At 42.0% G+C, this 15197-nt stretch carries 15 protein-coding genes; 7 read left to right on the top strand and 8 right to left on the bottom strand.

What is annotated here, in order from left to right; genetic code table 11:
* From J2S05_RS09960 to J2S05_RS09940, 5 genes are all read right to left on the bottom strand, one after another.
* Entirely contained in the window at window positions 1–717 is a 717-nt protein-coding gene (locus J2S05_RS09960; RefSeq protein ID WP_306982351.1) for a LutC/YkgG family protein, read from the bottom strand.
* The gene (locus J2S05_RS09955; RefSeq protein WP_306982349.1) at window positions 695–2140 is read right to left on the bottom strand and encodes a LutB/LldF family L-lactate oxidation iron-sulfur protein; all 1446 of its coding nucleotides are present in this window, start codon (window positions 2138–2140) and stop codon (window positions 695–697) included. Before J2S05_RS09955 ends, J2S05_RS09960 begins: the two co-directional genes overlap by 23 nt.
* 14 nt (window positions 2141–2154) lie before the next feature.
* The gene (locus J2S05_RS09950) at window positions 2155–2880 is read right to left on the bottom strand and encodes a (Fe-S)-binding protein (protein ID WP_306982347.1); all 726 of its coding nucleotides are present in this window, start codon (window positions 2878–2880) and stop codon (window positions 2155–2157) included.
* A 263-nt stretch (window positions 2881–3143) separates the two neighbouring features.
* The gene (locus J2S05_RS09945; protein ID WP_306982345.1) at window positions 3144–3980 is read right to left on the bottom strand and encodes a carbonic anhydrase; all 837 of its coding nucleotides are present in this window, start codon (window positions 3978–3980) and stop codon (window positions 3144–3146) included.
* Window positions 3981–4151: 171 nt separating this feature from the next.
* Window positions 4152–5321 (bottom strand): iron-containing alcohol dehydrogenase, encoded by a 1170-nt coding sequence (locus J2S05_RS09940; protein WP_306982343.1) that lies wholly within the window; start codon window positions 5319–5321, stop codon window positions 4152–4154.
* A 227-nt stretch (window positions 5322–5548) separates the two neighbouring features.
* Between J2S05_RS09940 and J2S05_RS09935 the strand changes: the two genes are divergently transcribed.
* The 6 genes from J2S05_RS09935 (at window position 5549) to J2S05_RS09910 (ending at window position 11252) form a co-directional block, all read left to right on the top strand.
* Window positions 5549–6829, top strand: coding sequence for an ABC transporter substrate-binding protein (locus tag J2S05_RS09935; protein WP_306982341.1), 1281 nt, complete (start codon window positions 5549–5551; stop codon window positions 6827–6829).
* Between the two features lie 20 nt (window positions 6830–6849).
* The gene (locus J2S05_RS09930) at window positions 6850–7920 is read left to right on the top strand and encodes an ABC transporter ATP-binding protein (protein ID WP_306982339.1); all 1071 of its coding nucleotides are present in this window, start codon (window positions 6850–6852) and stop codon (window positions 7918–7920) included.
* On the top strand, window positions 7917–8783 hold the full coding sequence (locus J2S05_RS09925; protein ID WP_306982338.1) for a carbohydrate ABC transporter permease: 867 nt from the start codon (window positions 7917–7919) through the stop codon (window positions 8781–8783). Before J2S05_RS09930 ends, J2S05_RS09925 begins: the two co-directional genes overlap by 4 nt.
* 18 nt (window positions 8784–8801) lie before the next feature.
* Window positions 8802–9620 carry a carbohydrate ABC transporter permease gene (locus J2S05_RS09920; protein WP_306982336.1) on the top strand — a complete coding sequence of 273 codons (819 nt, stop codon included), beginning with the start codon at window positions 8802–8804 and terminating at the stop codon, window positions 9618–9620.
* A 16-nt stretch (window positions 9621–9636) separates the two neighbouring features.
* Window positions 9637–10374 carry a glycerophosphodiester phosphodiesterase gene (locus tag J2S05_RS09915; protein ID WP_306982335.1) on the top strand — a complete coding sequence of 246 codons (738 nt, stop codon included), beginning with the start codon at window positions 9637–9639 and terminating at the stop codon, window positions 10372–10374.
* 77 nt (window positions 10375–10451) lie between these two features.
* Window positions 10452–11252 carry a helix-turn-helix domain-containing protein gene (locus J2S05_RS09910; protein WP_306982332.1) on the top strand — a complete coding sequence of 267 codons (801 nt, stop codon included), beginning with the start codon at window positions 10452–10454 and terminating at the stop codon, window positions 11250–11252.
* A gap of 59 nt (window positions 11253–11311) precedes the next feature.
* On the opposite strand, the gene J2S05_RS09905 is transcribed toward J2S05_RS09910, so the two are convergent.
* The 3 genes from J2S05_RS09905 to J2S05_RS09895 form a co-directional block, all read right to left on the bottom strand.
* Window positions 11312–12487 carry an MFS transporter gene (locus tag J2S05_RS09905; protein WP_306982330.1) on the bottom strand — a complete coding sequence of 392 codons (1176 nt, stop codon included), beginning with the start codon at window positions 12485–12487 and terminating at the stop codon, window positions 11312–11314.
* 189 nt (window positions 12488–12676) lie between these two features.
* The gene (locus J2S05_RS09900; RefSeq protein ID WP_306982328.1) at window positions 12677–13567 is read right to left on the bottom strand and encodes a manganese catalase family protein; all 891 of its coding nucleotides are present in this window, start codon (window positions 13565–13567) and stop codon (window positions 12677–12679) included.
* A 62-nt stretch (window positions 13568–13629) separates the two neighbouring features.
* Window positions 13630–13842 carry a YuzF family protein gene (locus J2S05_RS09895; protein ID WP_306982326.1) on the bottom strand — a complete coding sequence of 71 codons (213 nt, stop codon included), beginning with the start codon at window positions 13840–13842 and terminating at the stop codon, window positions 13630–13632.
* Window positions 13843–14043: 201 nt separating this feature from the next.
* Here J2S05_RS09895 and J2S05_RS09890 point away from each other — a divergent pair, with 201 nt between their 5' ends.
* Window positions 14044–15195 (top strand): Gfo/Idh/MocA family protein, encoded by a 1152-nt coding sequence (locus J2S05_RS09890; RefSeq protein ID WP_306982324.1) that lies wholly within the window; start codon window positions 14044–14046, stop codon window positions 15193–15195.
* Window positions 15196–15197 lie beyond the last annotated feature (2 nt).

Raw genomic sequence — 15197 nt, 5'->3', positions numbered from 1 at the left:
TTACTTATCATCTACAAGGATATAACAGGCACGAACAGGTCCATGCACTCCGACAACAAGGTTCATCTCAATGTCAGCACTGTTACTTGGACCGGATACGAAGTTCACGCAAGAAGGGAAGGGTTTATCATCTTTGACTAGTTGATGAAGCATTCTAGTAGCCTGACTAATCCTAGGCACTAATGTGCTCTTAGGGATAATCGCGATATAGGACTTAGGTAAAAAGCTGACAGATCGACCTTTTCCAGCTGTATTAAGAAGGGTTACGGTGCCTGACTCAGCAAGAGTTACATCTGAAAATGTGATGCCAACGTCTGCTTTTTCTGCGAGTCTAATATTCTCTTTTTCTCTTTCTGGATCCCAGTAGTGAACAGAATGACCTTTTTCGCTATGTTCTTCGAAAAACGAATCCAGTCCGAATTCTGCAAATCGTGGATCACGCCAATTCACAATAGATGATGCTTCGTATTCTTCGAGTACCTTCTTTAACGTAGCAGGAAGAGATTCTAGAGTGGCCATTTCAACTTGTGTATGAATAGCAAGACAGCGATCCTTAAGCTTTTCAACCAACTGATCCTGCGTTGCATCTGCAAGCACATCCCACTGCGGACGTTTTTTCCAGGTTGGTCGTGTAACTTCTTTTTTCCTAGGACGTCCTAGATTTTTTGCGATTTCATTTAAAAATGTTTCCTGGTTATTTTCTTTTGTTGTTGTCATGATCTACGCCCCCTTTTTCCGTCTTGTACCACTTTCGGAATGACTCTTTGGCAGGTGTAGGGAAATCACGGATGTCTGTCCACGGCTTCATCGGACCCGGACCGCGAACAATTTTTCCGTCCTTAACAAGTGGTTTCATCAAGCGTGGAGCAAGCTTTGCCCCAGTACTCATCACTTTAGACGAACTCATGGCTAAGCCAAATCCTCTCATTGCCAGCTTTTCACCCCAGCCATTCATCTTTTCATCCTCTACAATTTTGCGGCGATGCTCAATTAATAGATTATGAAGAGGAATCTTTACAGGGCAGGCATCTGTACAGGCTGCACAAAGGCTGGAAGCAAAAGGAAGTTCTTTATTGTCATCGTAGCCGCCAAGTAATGGAGACAGCACGGCCCCGATTGGACCAGGATAAATCGAACCATACGAATGTCCACCGATATGTCTGTAGATCGGACAAACGTTAATACAGGCTGCGCAGCGAATACATTGCAGAACCGATTGGAACTCTGTACCGAGAATAGACGAGCGTCCATTGTCGACGACGACTAAATGAAATTCCTCAGGACCATCCGTTTCACCTTCACGTCGAGGGCCCGTTAAGCCAGTAACATAGCTTGTTAGATTTTGACCAACAGCACTGCGGCAAAGCATGGTAACCATAACATCAAGCTCTTCCCATGTAGGCACAATCCGTTCCATACCCATTACAGAGATTTGTGTTTTGGGAAGGTCAGCTGTTAAATGGGCATTCCCTTCATTGGTGACGAGCGCAACTGATCCCGATTCAGCTACTGCAAAATTACATCCAGTGATTCCAAGATCAGCAGTCAGGAATTCCTCTCTGAGCTGTTGACGCGCAAATAGTGCTAGCTCTTCCGGTGTGGAGGTACCCTTATATTGACGCTTTTCTTCAAATGTATCTCGAATTTGATCACGGTTCTTATGAAGAGCAGGCGCAACAATATGAGAGGGCGGGTCATGGTCATCCAGTTGCAGGATATATTCACCAAGATCCGATTCAATAACTTCACAGCCAATCGATTCTAAGGCACTATTCATGCCAATTTCTTCTGTGACCATTGATTTCGATTTGATAATTTTTTTTGCATTATTTTTCTCAGCTACACCTTTAATGTAGTCATTTGCTTCCTGGGCCGTTTGTGCAAAATAGATATGTCCACCTTGTTTGGTTACATTCGTTGCTAGCTGTTCTAGATAAAAGTCGAGGTTTTCAAGGGTGTGCTGCCTAATCTCCTCAGACTGCTCACGCCAGTCTTCCCAGTTTCCAAGCTGTTCTGATGAGCTAGTTTTGGCGTTTTTTAGTCGCTCCTGCGCAGAAACAACGGACCCCCGCATAAATGAATCACCTAAACCTTTATTCACGCGGTCAAAAAATGGTTTGTCTCCAATTTTCATTCCCATAGTTGGTTCCTCCTTTACGAGTGCTGTTGGTTTAAAATCTCTGCAATATGTTTTACTTTAACCGGTTTACCCAAGCGGTCCAGGCGTCCGCCTATATTCATTAAACAGCCACAGTCGGCGCCGATAAGCATATCAGAGTTGGTTTCTTCAATATGAGCAATTTTTTCATCCACCATTTGCTCTGATATCGGTTTCATTTTGACTGAAAAGGTCCCACCAAATCCACAACACGTTTCCTTACCTGGAAGCTCAGTATAGTTTAGACCGTCTACGTTCTTAAGCAATTTCATCGGAGCTTCTGTCACACCAAGTAGTCGCGTCATATGGCAAGAGGTATGATAGGTAGCCGAAGCTGGACAGGATGCTTTGACATCCTTAACACCTAGAACATCAACAATGAACTGTGTGAACTCATAGGTTTTTGCAGCAAGCTCCTCCGCTCGTTTTAACCAAATTGCCGTATCGTCTTTAAATAGGTGTGGGTACTCATGAAGCATCGCAGCACATGAACCAGAAGGTGCTACTACATATTGTGAATGTTCAAAGGACCGAATCATACTTTTGGCCACTTCTTTTGTTTCTTTGTGATAGCCACTGTTATAAGCCGGTTGTCCACAGCAGGTTTGGCTAGCAGGGAAATCCACTTCGCAGCCTTGACGTTCTAAAACCTCAACAACATCCTTCCCGACATTCGGGTAGAATACATCTGCCAAACAGGTAATAAATAAGGACACTTTCATCTCATTCACTCCATTTCATCATATGGTCAGACCATTAGATATTGCCTTCATTATAAACGTGGAGGGATGGAAGTTCAATAGATAAGTAGATGAAGAAGAGGGAGGGGTGGGTACTGAGATTGAAGCGATGGAGGGGAAAGTGGAACGATGGGTGCTGAGATTGAAGCGATGGAGGGGAAAGTGGAACGATGGATGCTGAGATTGGAGCGATAGGAGGGAATTGGAACCAGCAAACGATCGTCTGCTGGTTAGCTAACCCTATATTAATAAGAGCCGACCTCTCTATCTCCTAATTCTTGAATGGGGCGATAGTTATCGGGATAGATCTGTTGAAATGCTTGTAGTTGTTCAGCTGACATGCTGATGGATGTGTCACTGACACTCCATTTAACATGATCTGAGCAAGGTGGGGTAGTAAGAGAACCGGCATATTGGAAGGTAGATAGATCTCTAGGGACTAGCTCTGATGGGTTTAGTAAAATGGTTTCATTGGCTTCTCCTTCACTTTCGGGCATTACATCCCACATGTTTGCTAGAGTCTCGTTCTTCTCTCCTTCCTCAATGAGAACTCCTAGGACAGCCAAGTTCTGATCCTCATCCTGATGTACTAAATGAACCTCCATCTCGTAATAATCGTCGTTTAAGGTATGCTCACTTTGAGAATGGAAGTGAAATTGTTCCAGCTTGTAATCCGTTCCATTTACAATTAATTTATTTGATGAGTGTTCGTCTACATTTGCTTGAATAGTATGACCATTATTTTCAACGGAAAACGTTGTTTCTTTATAATCAAGATCTAACGACCATTTTTCTTCGTCTGACGCGTCATCATTATGTAAGGCTACAGGCGATTGCTCAACTCCATGTGAGCATGCTGCATATTCATTATGTAAGTCGGCCCAGAACTCTGGGCCGGTTGCGCCAGAATAAGACCAGTCTTCATTCGTGCTAGTACTTAGCGGATGGTGAAGTGAGTGATAAGGAAGATGCGATGGGTTTGTATGTGCTTGTGCAAAGAGAGGAATGGTAACTATGGAGCTGCTTGAAAGTAAAAATGCAGCATTCAAGGACAATTTTTTAAGCGTCTTTATTTTTGGCAAAGTCGATACCTCCAATAAGTAGTCTAGGATCAATTATAAAGATCATCGTTTATAAAACTAGGGGGTATATGGGTTTCCCAACTTTATAAGGCAAAGGATTATGGTTCAAACAGACAAGTGTATCAGACATAAAAAAAGATGGCCTCCAAAAGGAGGACCATCTTTTTATTATTACGCGTGACTTGGTACTTTACCATGGAACGAAATTTCATAGAGCTCTTTCATTTGCTCAACAGATGTTTCGCGTGGATTTGTACCGGTACAAGGGTCTCCTACAGCATTTTTCGCCATCGTATCCACGTGTTTGTGGAAGTCTTCATCCGATACGCCATATTCCTTCAGCGTAGCTGGGATACCTAGATCCTTATTAAGTTGATTGATATAAGCAATTAGCTCGTCAACCAGCTTCTCGTCACTTGATGCTTCAAGTCCAATTTTTCTTGCAAATGTCGCATAGCGGTCTGTCACAACGGTACGGTTGAATTCAATCACGTATGGTAAATAAATCGCATTGGCTAAGCCGTGCGGGATACCAAAAGTCGGGCCGCTTTTGTGAGCTAAGCTGTGTACATTACCGAGTACAGCATTAGCGAACGACATACCAGCCATTGCTTGGGCATTATGCACTTGTTTTCGGGATTCTTCATTCCCTTTATAAGAAGACAGGAGATGTTCTTTTAGAATCTCCCCGCCACCTACTGACAAGGAATCTGTGAATACAGTTCTCGGTTTGGCTACATACGCTTCAATTGTATGAGTGAATGCGTCCATCCCTGTATTTGCAATTAAATGCGGCGGCAGACTGTCCACCAAGCTTGGATCAATAATCGCCACATCTGGCGTGAGCTCGAAATCTGCCAATGGATATTTAATATTGGTTTCGTCATCTGTTACAACAGAGAGGTTTGATACCTCTGCGCCACTGCCACTAGTGGTTGGAATACCGGCGAACTTCGCTTTTGTCCGAAGTTTCGGTAGGGTAAATGGTTTGGCTGCATCTTCAAATGAGAGATCTGGGTGTTCATGGAATAACCATACAGCCTTAGCTGAATCAATTACCGATCCTCCACCAATTCCAATGATCCAATCTGGATTAAAGCTCTCTACTGCCTTTGCACCATCCTTAACAATCTTTACAGTTGGCTCCTGATTGAATCCGTCAAATACTTTTGTCTCTATATCAGCTTCGGCTAAAAGCTTCTCAATTCGATCTAAATTTCCATTTTTCTTAAGTGAACCGCCCCCAATAATAAGGGCTGCTTTTTTACCTTCAAATGTCTTTAAGGTATCGAGTGCGTCTTCCTCAAAATAGATATCTCTAGGGATAGTAAAGCGACTCATGAAAAACATGTCTCCTTTGTAATGGGTTAGTTAAGATCAATGACCTCTACTATTATGGCTTCCCACACAAAACAAAATAAAACATGAAATTACAAATCAAGAACGATCTTTACAAACTCAATGGTTCTCCTGTGCTCTTAAAAAACACTTTATCTTCCATTCACAGATGCTTAATGAAAGGGGCGTAGCATGAAGGCAAGATAGAAAATCACTAAGGGGGCGAAAGCATGAAAACATATTGGACACTTGGAAGCGCGATGGCGGCAATGTTGGTAATCACAGGATGTGGTTCGTCGGGAACAACCGAATCGGTAAGTGGGGCACAGCCTGATGAACCTATAGAGCTTACATATTGGTATGCCTGGGGAGATAAGATTGGAGAGAATAATGAAAATCTTGTTGAACAGTTTAACGAGGCACACCCAAACATTCAAGTAACCGCAGAATTTCAAGGAACCTATGATGAATTGCATGCTAAAACTCAAGCAGCGTTTGCAGCTAAAGATGCGCCGGAAGTAACTCAAAATGAAATTGCTTCTGTAGAAACCTTCGCAAAAAATGGAATGACAGAAAGCCTGCAGCCTTTTATCGATCAAGATGAGTTAGATATCGAGGATTTTAATGAAGGGCTAATGGGCAATTCTTATGTAGATGATGAGATCTATGCCTTACCGTATCTTCGTAGCACTCCCATTTTGTACTTAAATACAACTCTTTTAGAAGAAAAAGGACTAGACCCAGCTGGTCCAAAAACCTGGGATGAATTTAAGGAATATGCTGCTGTTCTATCTGAGGATGGTGAGATGAAAGGGGCAACGATGCCTATTGATATCTGGTTTTATGAAGCCTTTGTAACTCAAGCAGGTGGTGAAATGATTGATGATGCAGGCAAGCCTGCTTTTAATAGTGAAGCAGGGGCAGAAGCAATCGATTTCATTAAAGAGATGTATGAAGCAGGTTCGATCAAGGTTCCAACAGGCGATGTCGCCGGAGATACAGCGAAGCAAGATTTTGTCAATGGAAAGTCAGGAATGATGCTCAGTTCAACAGCAGATCTAACCTATTTAATGACGAACGCAAATGATCAAGGTTATGAGGTTGATACAGCCTTTATGCCTGAGAACAAACAATTTGGTGTTCCGACAGGTGGAGCAAATCTAGTGATGACAGCTGGTCTTGATGAAGCAAAACAAGAAGCTGCATGGACATTTATAAAATGGATGACAGATACAGAGCAAACAGCCTATTCAAGTGAATTTACTGGTTATCTACCAAGCAGACATTCTGCTTCTGAAACAGAGAAAATCCAGAAGGTTTATGAAGAGGTTCCTCAATATAAAACAGCTGTAGAACAGCTTGAATATGCACATGAACGACCAATGGTGGAAGGGTATCCTGAGGTAGTTAACGCATTAGTCGAAGAGATTACAAGAGCTGTTTTACAGGATGGTTCAAGCCAAGACGCTCTGGACAATGCTACTGAACGGGCAGAAGCTGTTTTGAAATAAGTTTACGAGGAGCGTCGATAATGGCCAGTATTACTCTTAAAAACATTAGTAAGCAATTTGGAGACGACCTGGTTATTAATGACCTGAATCTCCATATCAAAGATGGTTCCTTTACAGTATTTGTTGGCCCCTCGGGATGCGGGAAGTCTACAACTCTACGAATGATTGCGGGACTTGAGAAACAAACGAAGGGTGAGATTTGGATTGATGACAAACGAGTCGATCAATTACCCCCTGGAAAACGGGATATTGCCATGGTTTTTCAGAACTATGCTCTCTATCCAACGATGACGGTAAAAGGAAATATTGAGTTTGGTCTAAAGAACAAAAAAGTTCCAAAAGCAGAACGGGAGAGATTGATTCAGGAAATAGCCGGTATTGTGGGTCTAACTCCATATCTATCTAAAAAACCACAAGTCCTCTCTGGTGGACAGCGTCAGCGTGTAGCTTTGGCAAGAGCGATGGTGAAAAAACCAAAGGTCTTTGTGTTTGATGAGCCACTCTCAAATCTAGATGCCAAATTAAGAGGACAGATGCGTACAGAGTTAATCCAGCTCCACAAACGACTAGGAACAACCTTTGTGTATGTTACCCACGATCAAACAGAGGCGATGTCCATGGGTGATGAAATCGTTATTCTGAACAAAGGTCTCATCCAGCAAATGGATGCACCGATGAATATCTATCAGCAACCCGCCAATGTATTTTCAGCTCAATTTATTGGAACACCAGCTATGAATGTGTTTACAGTAGATGAACTACCCGACTCTTTTCAAAATGTTAGTGAGGGAATCACGAGAATAGGTTTCAGGCCGGAGCATGTCTCAATGTCATCTGCACTAGCTATTTCAGGTGAAAAAGCGATTGTGAAAGCAGAGATCAAAACGGTTGAGACCCTAGGATCGGAGACGTTATATCAGATTGAAACATCATTTGGAGGTATGGTTGCCAAAAGTGTCGAGCCACCATTAAAAATGGGTGACCAGGTCTACATCAGTATCGCCAAAAAGCATCTTCACTACTTTGACCGAAGTGGGGTTGCCGTATTGAATACTAAAGCTGTTCATAAAGAGGTGGGCATTGAAGCATGATGCAAAAAGCTCAGCCTTATCTAATGATTCTGCCATCGCTCGTTGTATTTTCTTTGTTTTTTCTCTATCCAATAGGTTATTTGATTCAACTGAGTCTACATGATTGGAACTTTATCAGCCCTGAGATGAATTTTATTGGACTGCAAAATTTTCAACAGTTGTTTGCAGATGCTGAATTTAAAGAAGTGCTACTCAATACAAGCATCTACACCGTATCAAGTGTAAGTGTAACAACAGCTCTCTCCATCCTATTAGCTCTTTGGCTCAATAAAAAAGGCTGGCTGTACACGTTTTTACAGGGCGCCATTTTTAGTCCACATGTGATCTCACTTGTTTCGATTGCGCTTTTGTGGATGTGGATGATGGAGCCTGATTACGGCCTATTAAATTGGGCACTTAATCTCTTTGGGCTCAGTGGTATTCAATGGTTAAATGCGCCGGAGACCTCGCTATTTTCATTAATTGTTGTAGCGGTATGGAAAGGGCTTGGGTTTAACACACTTATTTTCATTGCTGGATTGCAAAGCATTCCTAAGACCGTGTATGAAGCGGCAGATCTTGATGATGCTTCAAGGTTTAGTACCTTTCGCGAGATTACGTTACCAATGTTGTCACCTACTATCTTTTTTCTAGTAATTATTAATCTCATTGGTTCTTTTCAGGTCTTTGAAACTATATCCATTATGACGCAGGGTGGACCGATTAATTCAACAAATATGTTGGTTTATTACATCTACGAGTATGGATTTCAATTCTTTAAGATAGGCTATGCATCTGCAGCTGGTGTTTTGCTGCTTGGTATAATCAGCATCTTCACAGCAGTATACTTCTGGCTCTTATCACGTCGGGTTCACTACCAATAAAAAAGGAGCTCTCACCTGATGATTTTGTTAAAACGCTCACTAAATATAGTGGGATTGCTCCTACTAGCACTCTTGTTTATCTTTCCATTTGTTTGGATGGTTTCCACCTCTTTAAAGACTCTAGGAGAGGCGATGACATTTCCGCCAAAATGGCTACCAGAGGTGCTGCAGTGGCAGAATTTTGCAGCAGCATGGAATTCAGGTCCGTTCCTTCAGTATCTAACAAATAGTTTACTTGTTACGGGTGGTATTCTACTTTTGCAGTTTGTCACGGTTGTTCCAGCGGCGTATGCATTCGCTCGTTACCAATTCCGTGGACAAAAGGTTTTGTTTGCGCTCATTATGATCACGTTAATGATCCCAGCACAGCTTATCTTTCTTCCTGTATACATTCAGATGAGTAACTGGGGATTGCTCAACCAAGTGTGGGCGTTAATTCTACCATTTGCCTCTAGTGCCTTTGGAATCTTTTTGCTCCGGCAGTCCTTTAAGCAAGTACCTCATGAACTGATTGAAGCAGCAAGACTAGATGATGCGAGCGAGTGGAAAATCATGTGGCGAGTCATGGTCCCACTGGCGAAACCAACCTTAATTACATTTGCTTTATTTAGCTTCATTACACACTGGAACGACTATTTTTGGCCACTTGTGATGACAACAAATAATGATGCTCGTACTCTTCCGGTTGGCATTGCTCAGCTTCGTAATACAGAAGGTGGAGTCTCCTGGAACACATTAATGGCAGGTAATATGCTGCTTGTGATTCCTGTCCTGTTTGTGTTTTTACTTGCGCAAAGGCAGATCATTCGTGCATTTACCTATACTGGAGTTAAATAAGAAAGGGTGATTATGAATGAAATGTATCGCACACCGAGGTTGGTCGAGCTTTGCTCCTGAGAATACGATGGCTGCTTTTTATAAAGCACTAGATCACGATTGGATCTTTGGCATTGAATTGGATGTTCATTTAAGTAAAGATGGGATTCCTGTTGTCATTCATGATCATACGCTAGAGAGAACGACAAATGGTATAGGGGAAGTAAAAGAATATACGTATGAGGAGCTCTCGCAGCTAGATGCTGGAAGCTGGTATCGTGAAAGCTTTTTTGATCAACGAATCCCAAGTCTTGAGCAGGCACTTCTAGCCATAAAAGATTCAGGGAAAAAGGTGACCATTGAGCTCAAGCAGGTGGGGTCTCGTTATCCTGGCATGGAGGAAAGAGTAGTTGAAGTAGTAGAACGATTAAATATGATGGAGCAAGTGATCTTTGCATCTTTTGATCATGTATCTGTGGAGCGAATCTTTAAGCTAGCGCCACAAGCCAATCGAGGTCTAATCATCGGGCAGCTACCTAATTTGATTCTTGAACAATTGGATCATGTAAAAGCGGGTTATCTGATGCTTGAGCACCATTTTGCGGAGCCTGAATTAATTGAAGAGCTTAAAAATAAAGGCATTCACGTAGGAGTTTGGACGATCGATGATGAGCTGATTATAAACCGTAAACGAACCTTTTTTGAAGACGTTTATATCACTACAAATAACCCGCGTATTTTAAAGGACCATATCTTAAAGGCTTCAACTGTTTAAGAATGTATACCGCTTTCACTTACTGACCTCTTCGTATATGATTAAAGAAGAGAAGAGGTCAGAGGAGTGTTTCTACCGTGCTAAATCAACAAGATGTCATCTTATATGAAAGCAAACATAAAGAGAAAGATTATGTTCAGCCTCATTCACATGATACACACCAAATCCTTTATGTCCTAGATGGGCAGGGTCGTTGTAAAATAAATGAACGTGATTTTCCTCTTGCACCAGACAGTATGATCGTTATCCCTCCACATACGGAGCACTCTATTTTAGCAGCGTCCAAAATGACGGTGCTTATTTTGGAGTTCTCTCATTTACACGTTGATGTAGAAAGTCGTGATCAGCTCATTGCTCCTGTTTTTGCGGAATCAAAAGTATGGAGCCTTAATTTATTTATAAGCAGCGAGATCCGCCAGCTTCTCAGAAAGATGTTATATGAACAATCCCAAAAAAATATAGAATATACGCTAGGAATAAAACTGTTGCTTAGTCAGCTTTTATTTATTCTGATGAGAACTAATCAGTCGATGGCGCAACAGGACTCAAATACTTTGCGATCCAGCTGGTTAAAAGAGTATATTGACTCGAATTTCTATCAGATTGCTAGTATTGAAGAAATGGCCAGTAAAATGGGAATAAGCTCACGATATATGAACCAAATGTTTACAGAGGTTTATGAACAAACCCCAATGCGCTACCTAACAGAAGTGCGCTTAACCAGGGTCAAAAAAATGCTGACAGAGACAGACCTCGATATTGTGACGATTTGCTTTGAAGTTGGCTTTGAATCTCTATCCACCTTCTACCGTGTTTTTAAAAAACAAATAGGTGTACCGCCAAATCGGTATCGGACAACATATGTGGGTAGGGAGTAAAATGAAATCTTCATAACGAAAAATAAAAGCCACCTCCCACATTGGAAGGTGGCTTCATTTTATTCATACAAAGACTTGTCCTCAACTTTATGAGTGATAAAGGTAAGCACAATTCCGAGGGTAATTAACCCAGCAGCTACAAACGTTACAATGACATAACTTGCACTGATATCTAAAATCATCGTACCGAGAAAAGCGCCAATCGCATTTGCCAGATTAAAAACAGAGGCTGCAACGGTTCCCGATAAGGAAGGTGCTTCTCTGGCAGCGATAATAATTTTCGAATTTAAGAGTGGTGTGGTACCGAATGTCCCAACTCCAAATAGGAAACAAGCGACAAAGGCTGTTATAGGAAACTGCAATAGGTATGTGAACGATACCAGGATGACGGCAAGTACTACAAGTGCCCCCATAAGTCGTTCTGTCAGTAGTTTCGGAATGACTCGCCCAGATGCGAAGTTTCCAATCACTGCCCCAAGTCCAAAGCAGAATAATGCGGCGGTGATTCCAGTCACTTCAAAACCTGCGAATTCTCTAAGCATTGGTTCTTTGAAGGTATAAGCTGTAAACACACCGGAGAATCCAAAAACAATAATCGCAATAACAAGTAATACACTTTTATTTTTAAACATACCTAATTCTTTTTTTAGATTAGGTGTGTCAATTGGTTTGTGGTTTGGTGTTGTTAAGATAATCCCAATAAAAGCAATGACTCCAATTAAAGCGATGAACCAGAAGACATATCTCCAATCAAAGATTCCACCAAGATAAGAGCCAAAAGGAACCCCAAGCATAATGGCAATCGTTAAACCACCCTGCACAGCAGCAATGGCTGCAGTCCGTTTCTCAGGAGTGGAAATGTTAACCGCTACAGCCATACTCAAACCGAAAAATGGAGCATGCATGGTGGCAGACAGTAATCTTGATACGAGCAACATCTCAAAGTTTGGCGCTGTTGCTGCAATAATGTTACTTGCTACAAATATACCCATAAAAATAATCAGCAGCTTTTTAGCTGGGAATTTGATTGTAATCATCCGGAGGATCGGCCCAAATACGGCGACCCCTAATGCATATACACTGAGCAACAGCCCTGTTGTGGAAATTGGTACATCGAGATCCATTGAGAATTGAGTAAGCAACCCTGTTACAACATATTCAGTCATTCCAATAGCAAAAGTGGAAAGCATAAACACAATTAATACGGTTGTTCTTGAAGCCTGTAAACGATTCATTTCATCACCCCTTGCCGTACGTTTTAACTAGCACAAGCGGTTATAATAAAACATTATAGGAGGGATGTCTAGGCATTTTACCTAAAAACTAAAATTTACTAAGAATGACTACGCTTACGAGGTTTTTTAGGGTTTGAAACATGCAAAAAGACCAGAAAAAGTTCCTGGCCGATTTAGTATGTTATTTGATTAAAGGTTCTCTTTCAGCCTTTTTTGTATTTGTTCATATTGTTCTGGATCAATGCCCGGTGCAAAAAGCTGAGGTGTCTCCTCTAGATCAGGTATGGGTGCTCCTGCAGGGACGCCATCAATTACACGAAGTGGCTCATTCGTCTCTGGATTTTGGCCTTTCCAAATTTGATTAATGTCTCGATATTCAGGTTCTCCCCAAGTATAGAGGACATTGTAGAGACCTTGATCAATAAACTTGTTTGCCTCAGCAAACTTGGTATTGTCAGGATAGGGGACGGGAAGCATCTTTCCGATGTCGACACCAGTAGCCACTTGGATGGCTTTGGCGTATGCAATGATGTGTGTGCCTCCTCGAACTAATAAGTATCCACAAAGCTCACGTACTGTAGGATTCGTGGACATTTGATATACGCGCATTTTATGATTACGTGCACCGATTTCTAATGTGTAATTGTGTAGTAAGTCTTCCACTAATGCCCCGCTATTGTTCACAAAGGTACCGTTCCACGGCCTCCCCATGCTATCACCCGGGAAAGCTGTCTGCGCTGTCGTTGTAAAATGGGTTGAATATCGTTCATCTTTTCCATTTTGAAGCGGAGCTGTATCGGGGTCTCCAGGAAACGTAGTTCCATAGGAGACGAGGTTTATGGCATTGGCCACTAATTCAACGTGTCCAAACTCTTCGGCTGTAATACTAGCAATCAAATCATAGAAGGGTTTGTATTTTGATTTTCCTCGGAAGTTAAACGATTGGAACATGTAATTGTTTAATGTAGACATCTCCCCAAACTTGCCCCCTAATAACTCTTGAACAGCCGCAGCTGCATTTGCGTCTCCGTGTTCAGGGCGGGGTAATTCAATTTGTAATTTATTGATTCGTTTAATCATACAAAAGTTCCTCCGTTCCTTATTAAGTAAGTTTCGTTACATGCACAAGGGAGGATGTTTTTTTATTTTGCTGGAAAGAACCAAATGATTTGCTGCGTCCGAACGAAAAAGGGTGTGCCGCCCATTTCAATAACGAGATGATCGGGTTGAGCATCTAGTAACTTTCCTCTAACTGCTCCGCGCGTTGTTTGTACTTCAACTATCTGATTTAGATACTCTGAGGCAGAGCCGTATAAGTAAGGGTCGTTGAGGGTCCATTCAAGCTGATCATTCATATATATCATCCTTTCTCCGTTTGTAATCTTAGGCAGTATATGCGGCAGAATCGAAAAATACCCAGTAAATTTTTGAGTCTTGAGAAGGAAGTCATTGATTCTATTTCCGAAAATGAGAATTTCTTGCCTGATGTAGTAAGAATTATGTATGCGCTTTAATTATGATAGAGATAGATTAAAAGTAGAGAGGGGAACAAAAAAATGGCAACGCATAAAATTGGTATTATCATGAATGGTGTAACAGGAAGAATGGGGACGAATCAACACTTAATTCGTTCAATCGTAGCAATTCGTTCTGAGGGAGGCGTCAAGCTAGCAAATGGTGACGTGCTATACCCAGATCCAATCCTAGTAGGGCGTAATGAAGCAAAGCTACAGGCGCTTGCGGATACTCATGGAATTGATCGTATTGGAACAGATCTTGAAGCAGCCCTTGCTGATGACCATAATGTAATCTATTTTGATTCCCAAACAACCGTACGCCGTGCAGAGGGCATTAAGCAAGCCATCGCAGCAGGTAAGCATATCTATTGTGAAAAACCAACAGCAACAAGCGTTGAAGGCTCTCTTGAACTAGCAAGATTAGCTCAAGAAGCAGGAGTGAAAAACGGTGTTGTTCAAGATAAATTATTTCTTCCAGGTTTGTTAAAGCTGAAGCGTCTGATCGACAGTGGCTACTTTGGAGAGATTCTTTCTGTGAAGCTTGACTTTGGATACTGGGTATTTGAAGGAGACTGGCAGGAAGGTCAACGTCCGAGCTGGAATTATAGAGAAGAAGATGGCGGCGGAATTATCGTTGATATGTTCGCTCACTGGCGTTATGTTATTGACAATTTGTTCGGCGAGATCAAGTCACTGACTTGCTTAGGGGCTACACATATTCCAAGCCGTGTAGATGAAGATGGAGAGACGTACAAAGCAACCGCAGATGATGCGGCATACGCAATTTTTGAAATGCAGAGTGGAGCCGTGATTCAGGCCAATTCTTCATGGACCACACGTGTAGATCGTGATGATCTATTAACAATTCAAGTGGATGGCAAGCTTGGAAGTGCAGTGGCTGGACTACGTGACTGCAAAACGCAGCACCGTGTGCAGACTCCGCGTCCAACGTGGAACCCAGATATTCCTAACCCGTTTGCATTCCAAGAGCAGTGGGAGCAGGTTCCTGAAAATGAAACGTACGACAATGGCTTTAAAATTCAATGGGAGCTATTCCTTAAGCATATTCATCAAGGTGATGCATTCCCTTGGGATCTACTTGAAGGAGCAAAAGGTACTCAGCTTTCAGACCTTGGATTGGAAGCATGGCATGGTCGTAAGTGGGTAGACGTACCAGATTTGAAGCTATAGGA

This window comes from Alkalicoccobacillus murimartini (assembly GCF_030813245.1).
In the GTDB taxonomy this organism is placed as follows: domain Bacteria; phylum Bacillota; class Bacilli; order Bacillales; family Bacillaceae_D; genus Alkalicoccobacillus; species Alkalicoccobacillus murimartini.
This window is presented reverse-complemented; position numbering and strand designations above follow the sequence as displayed.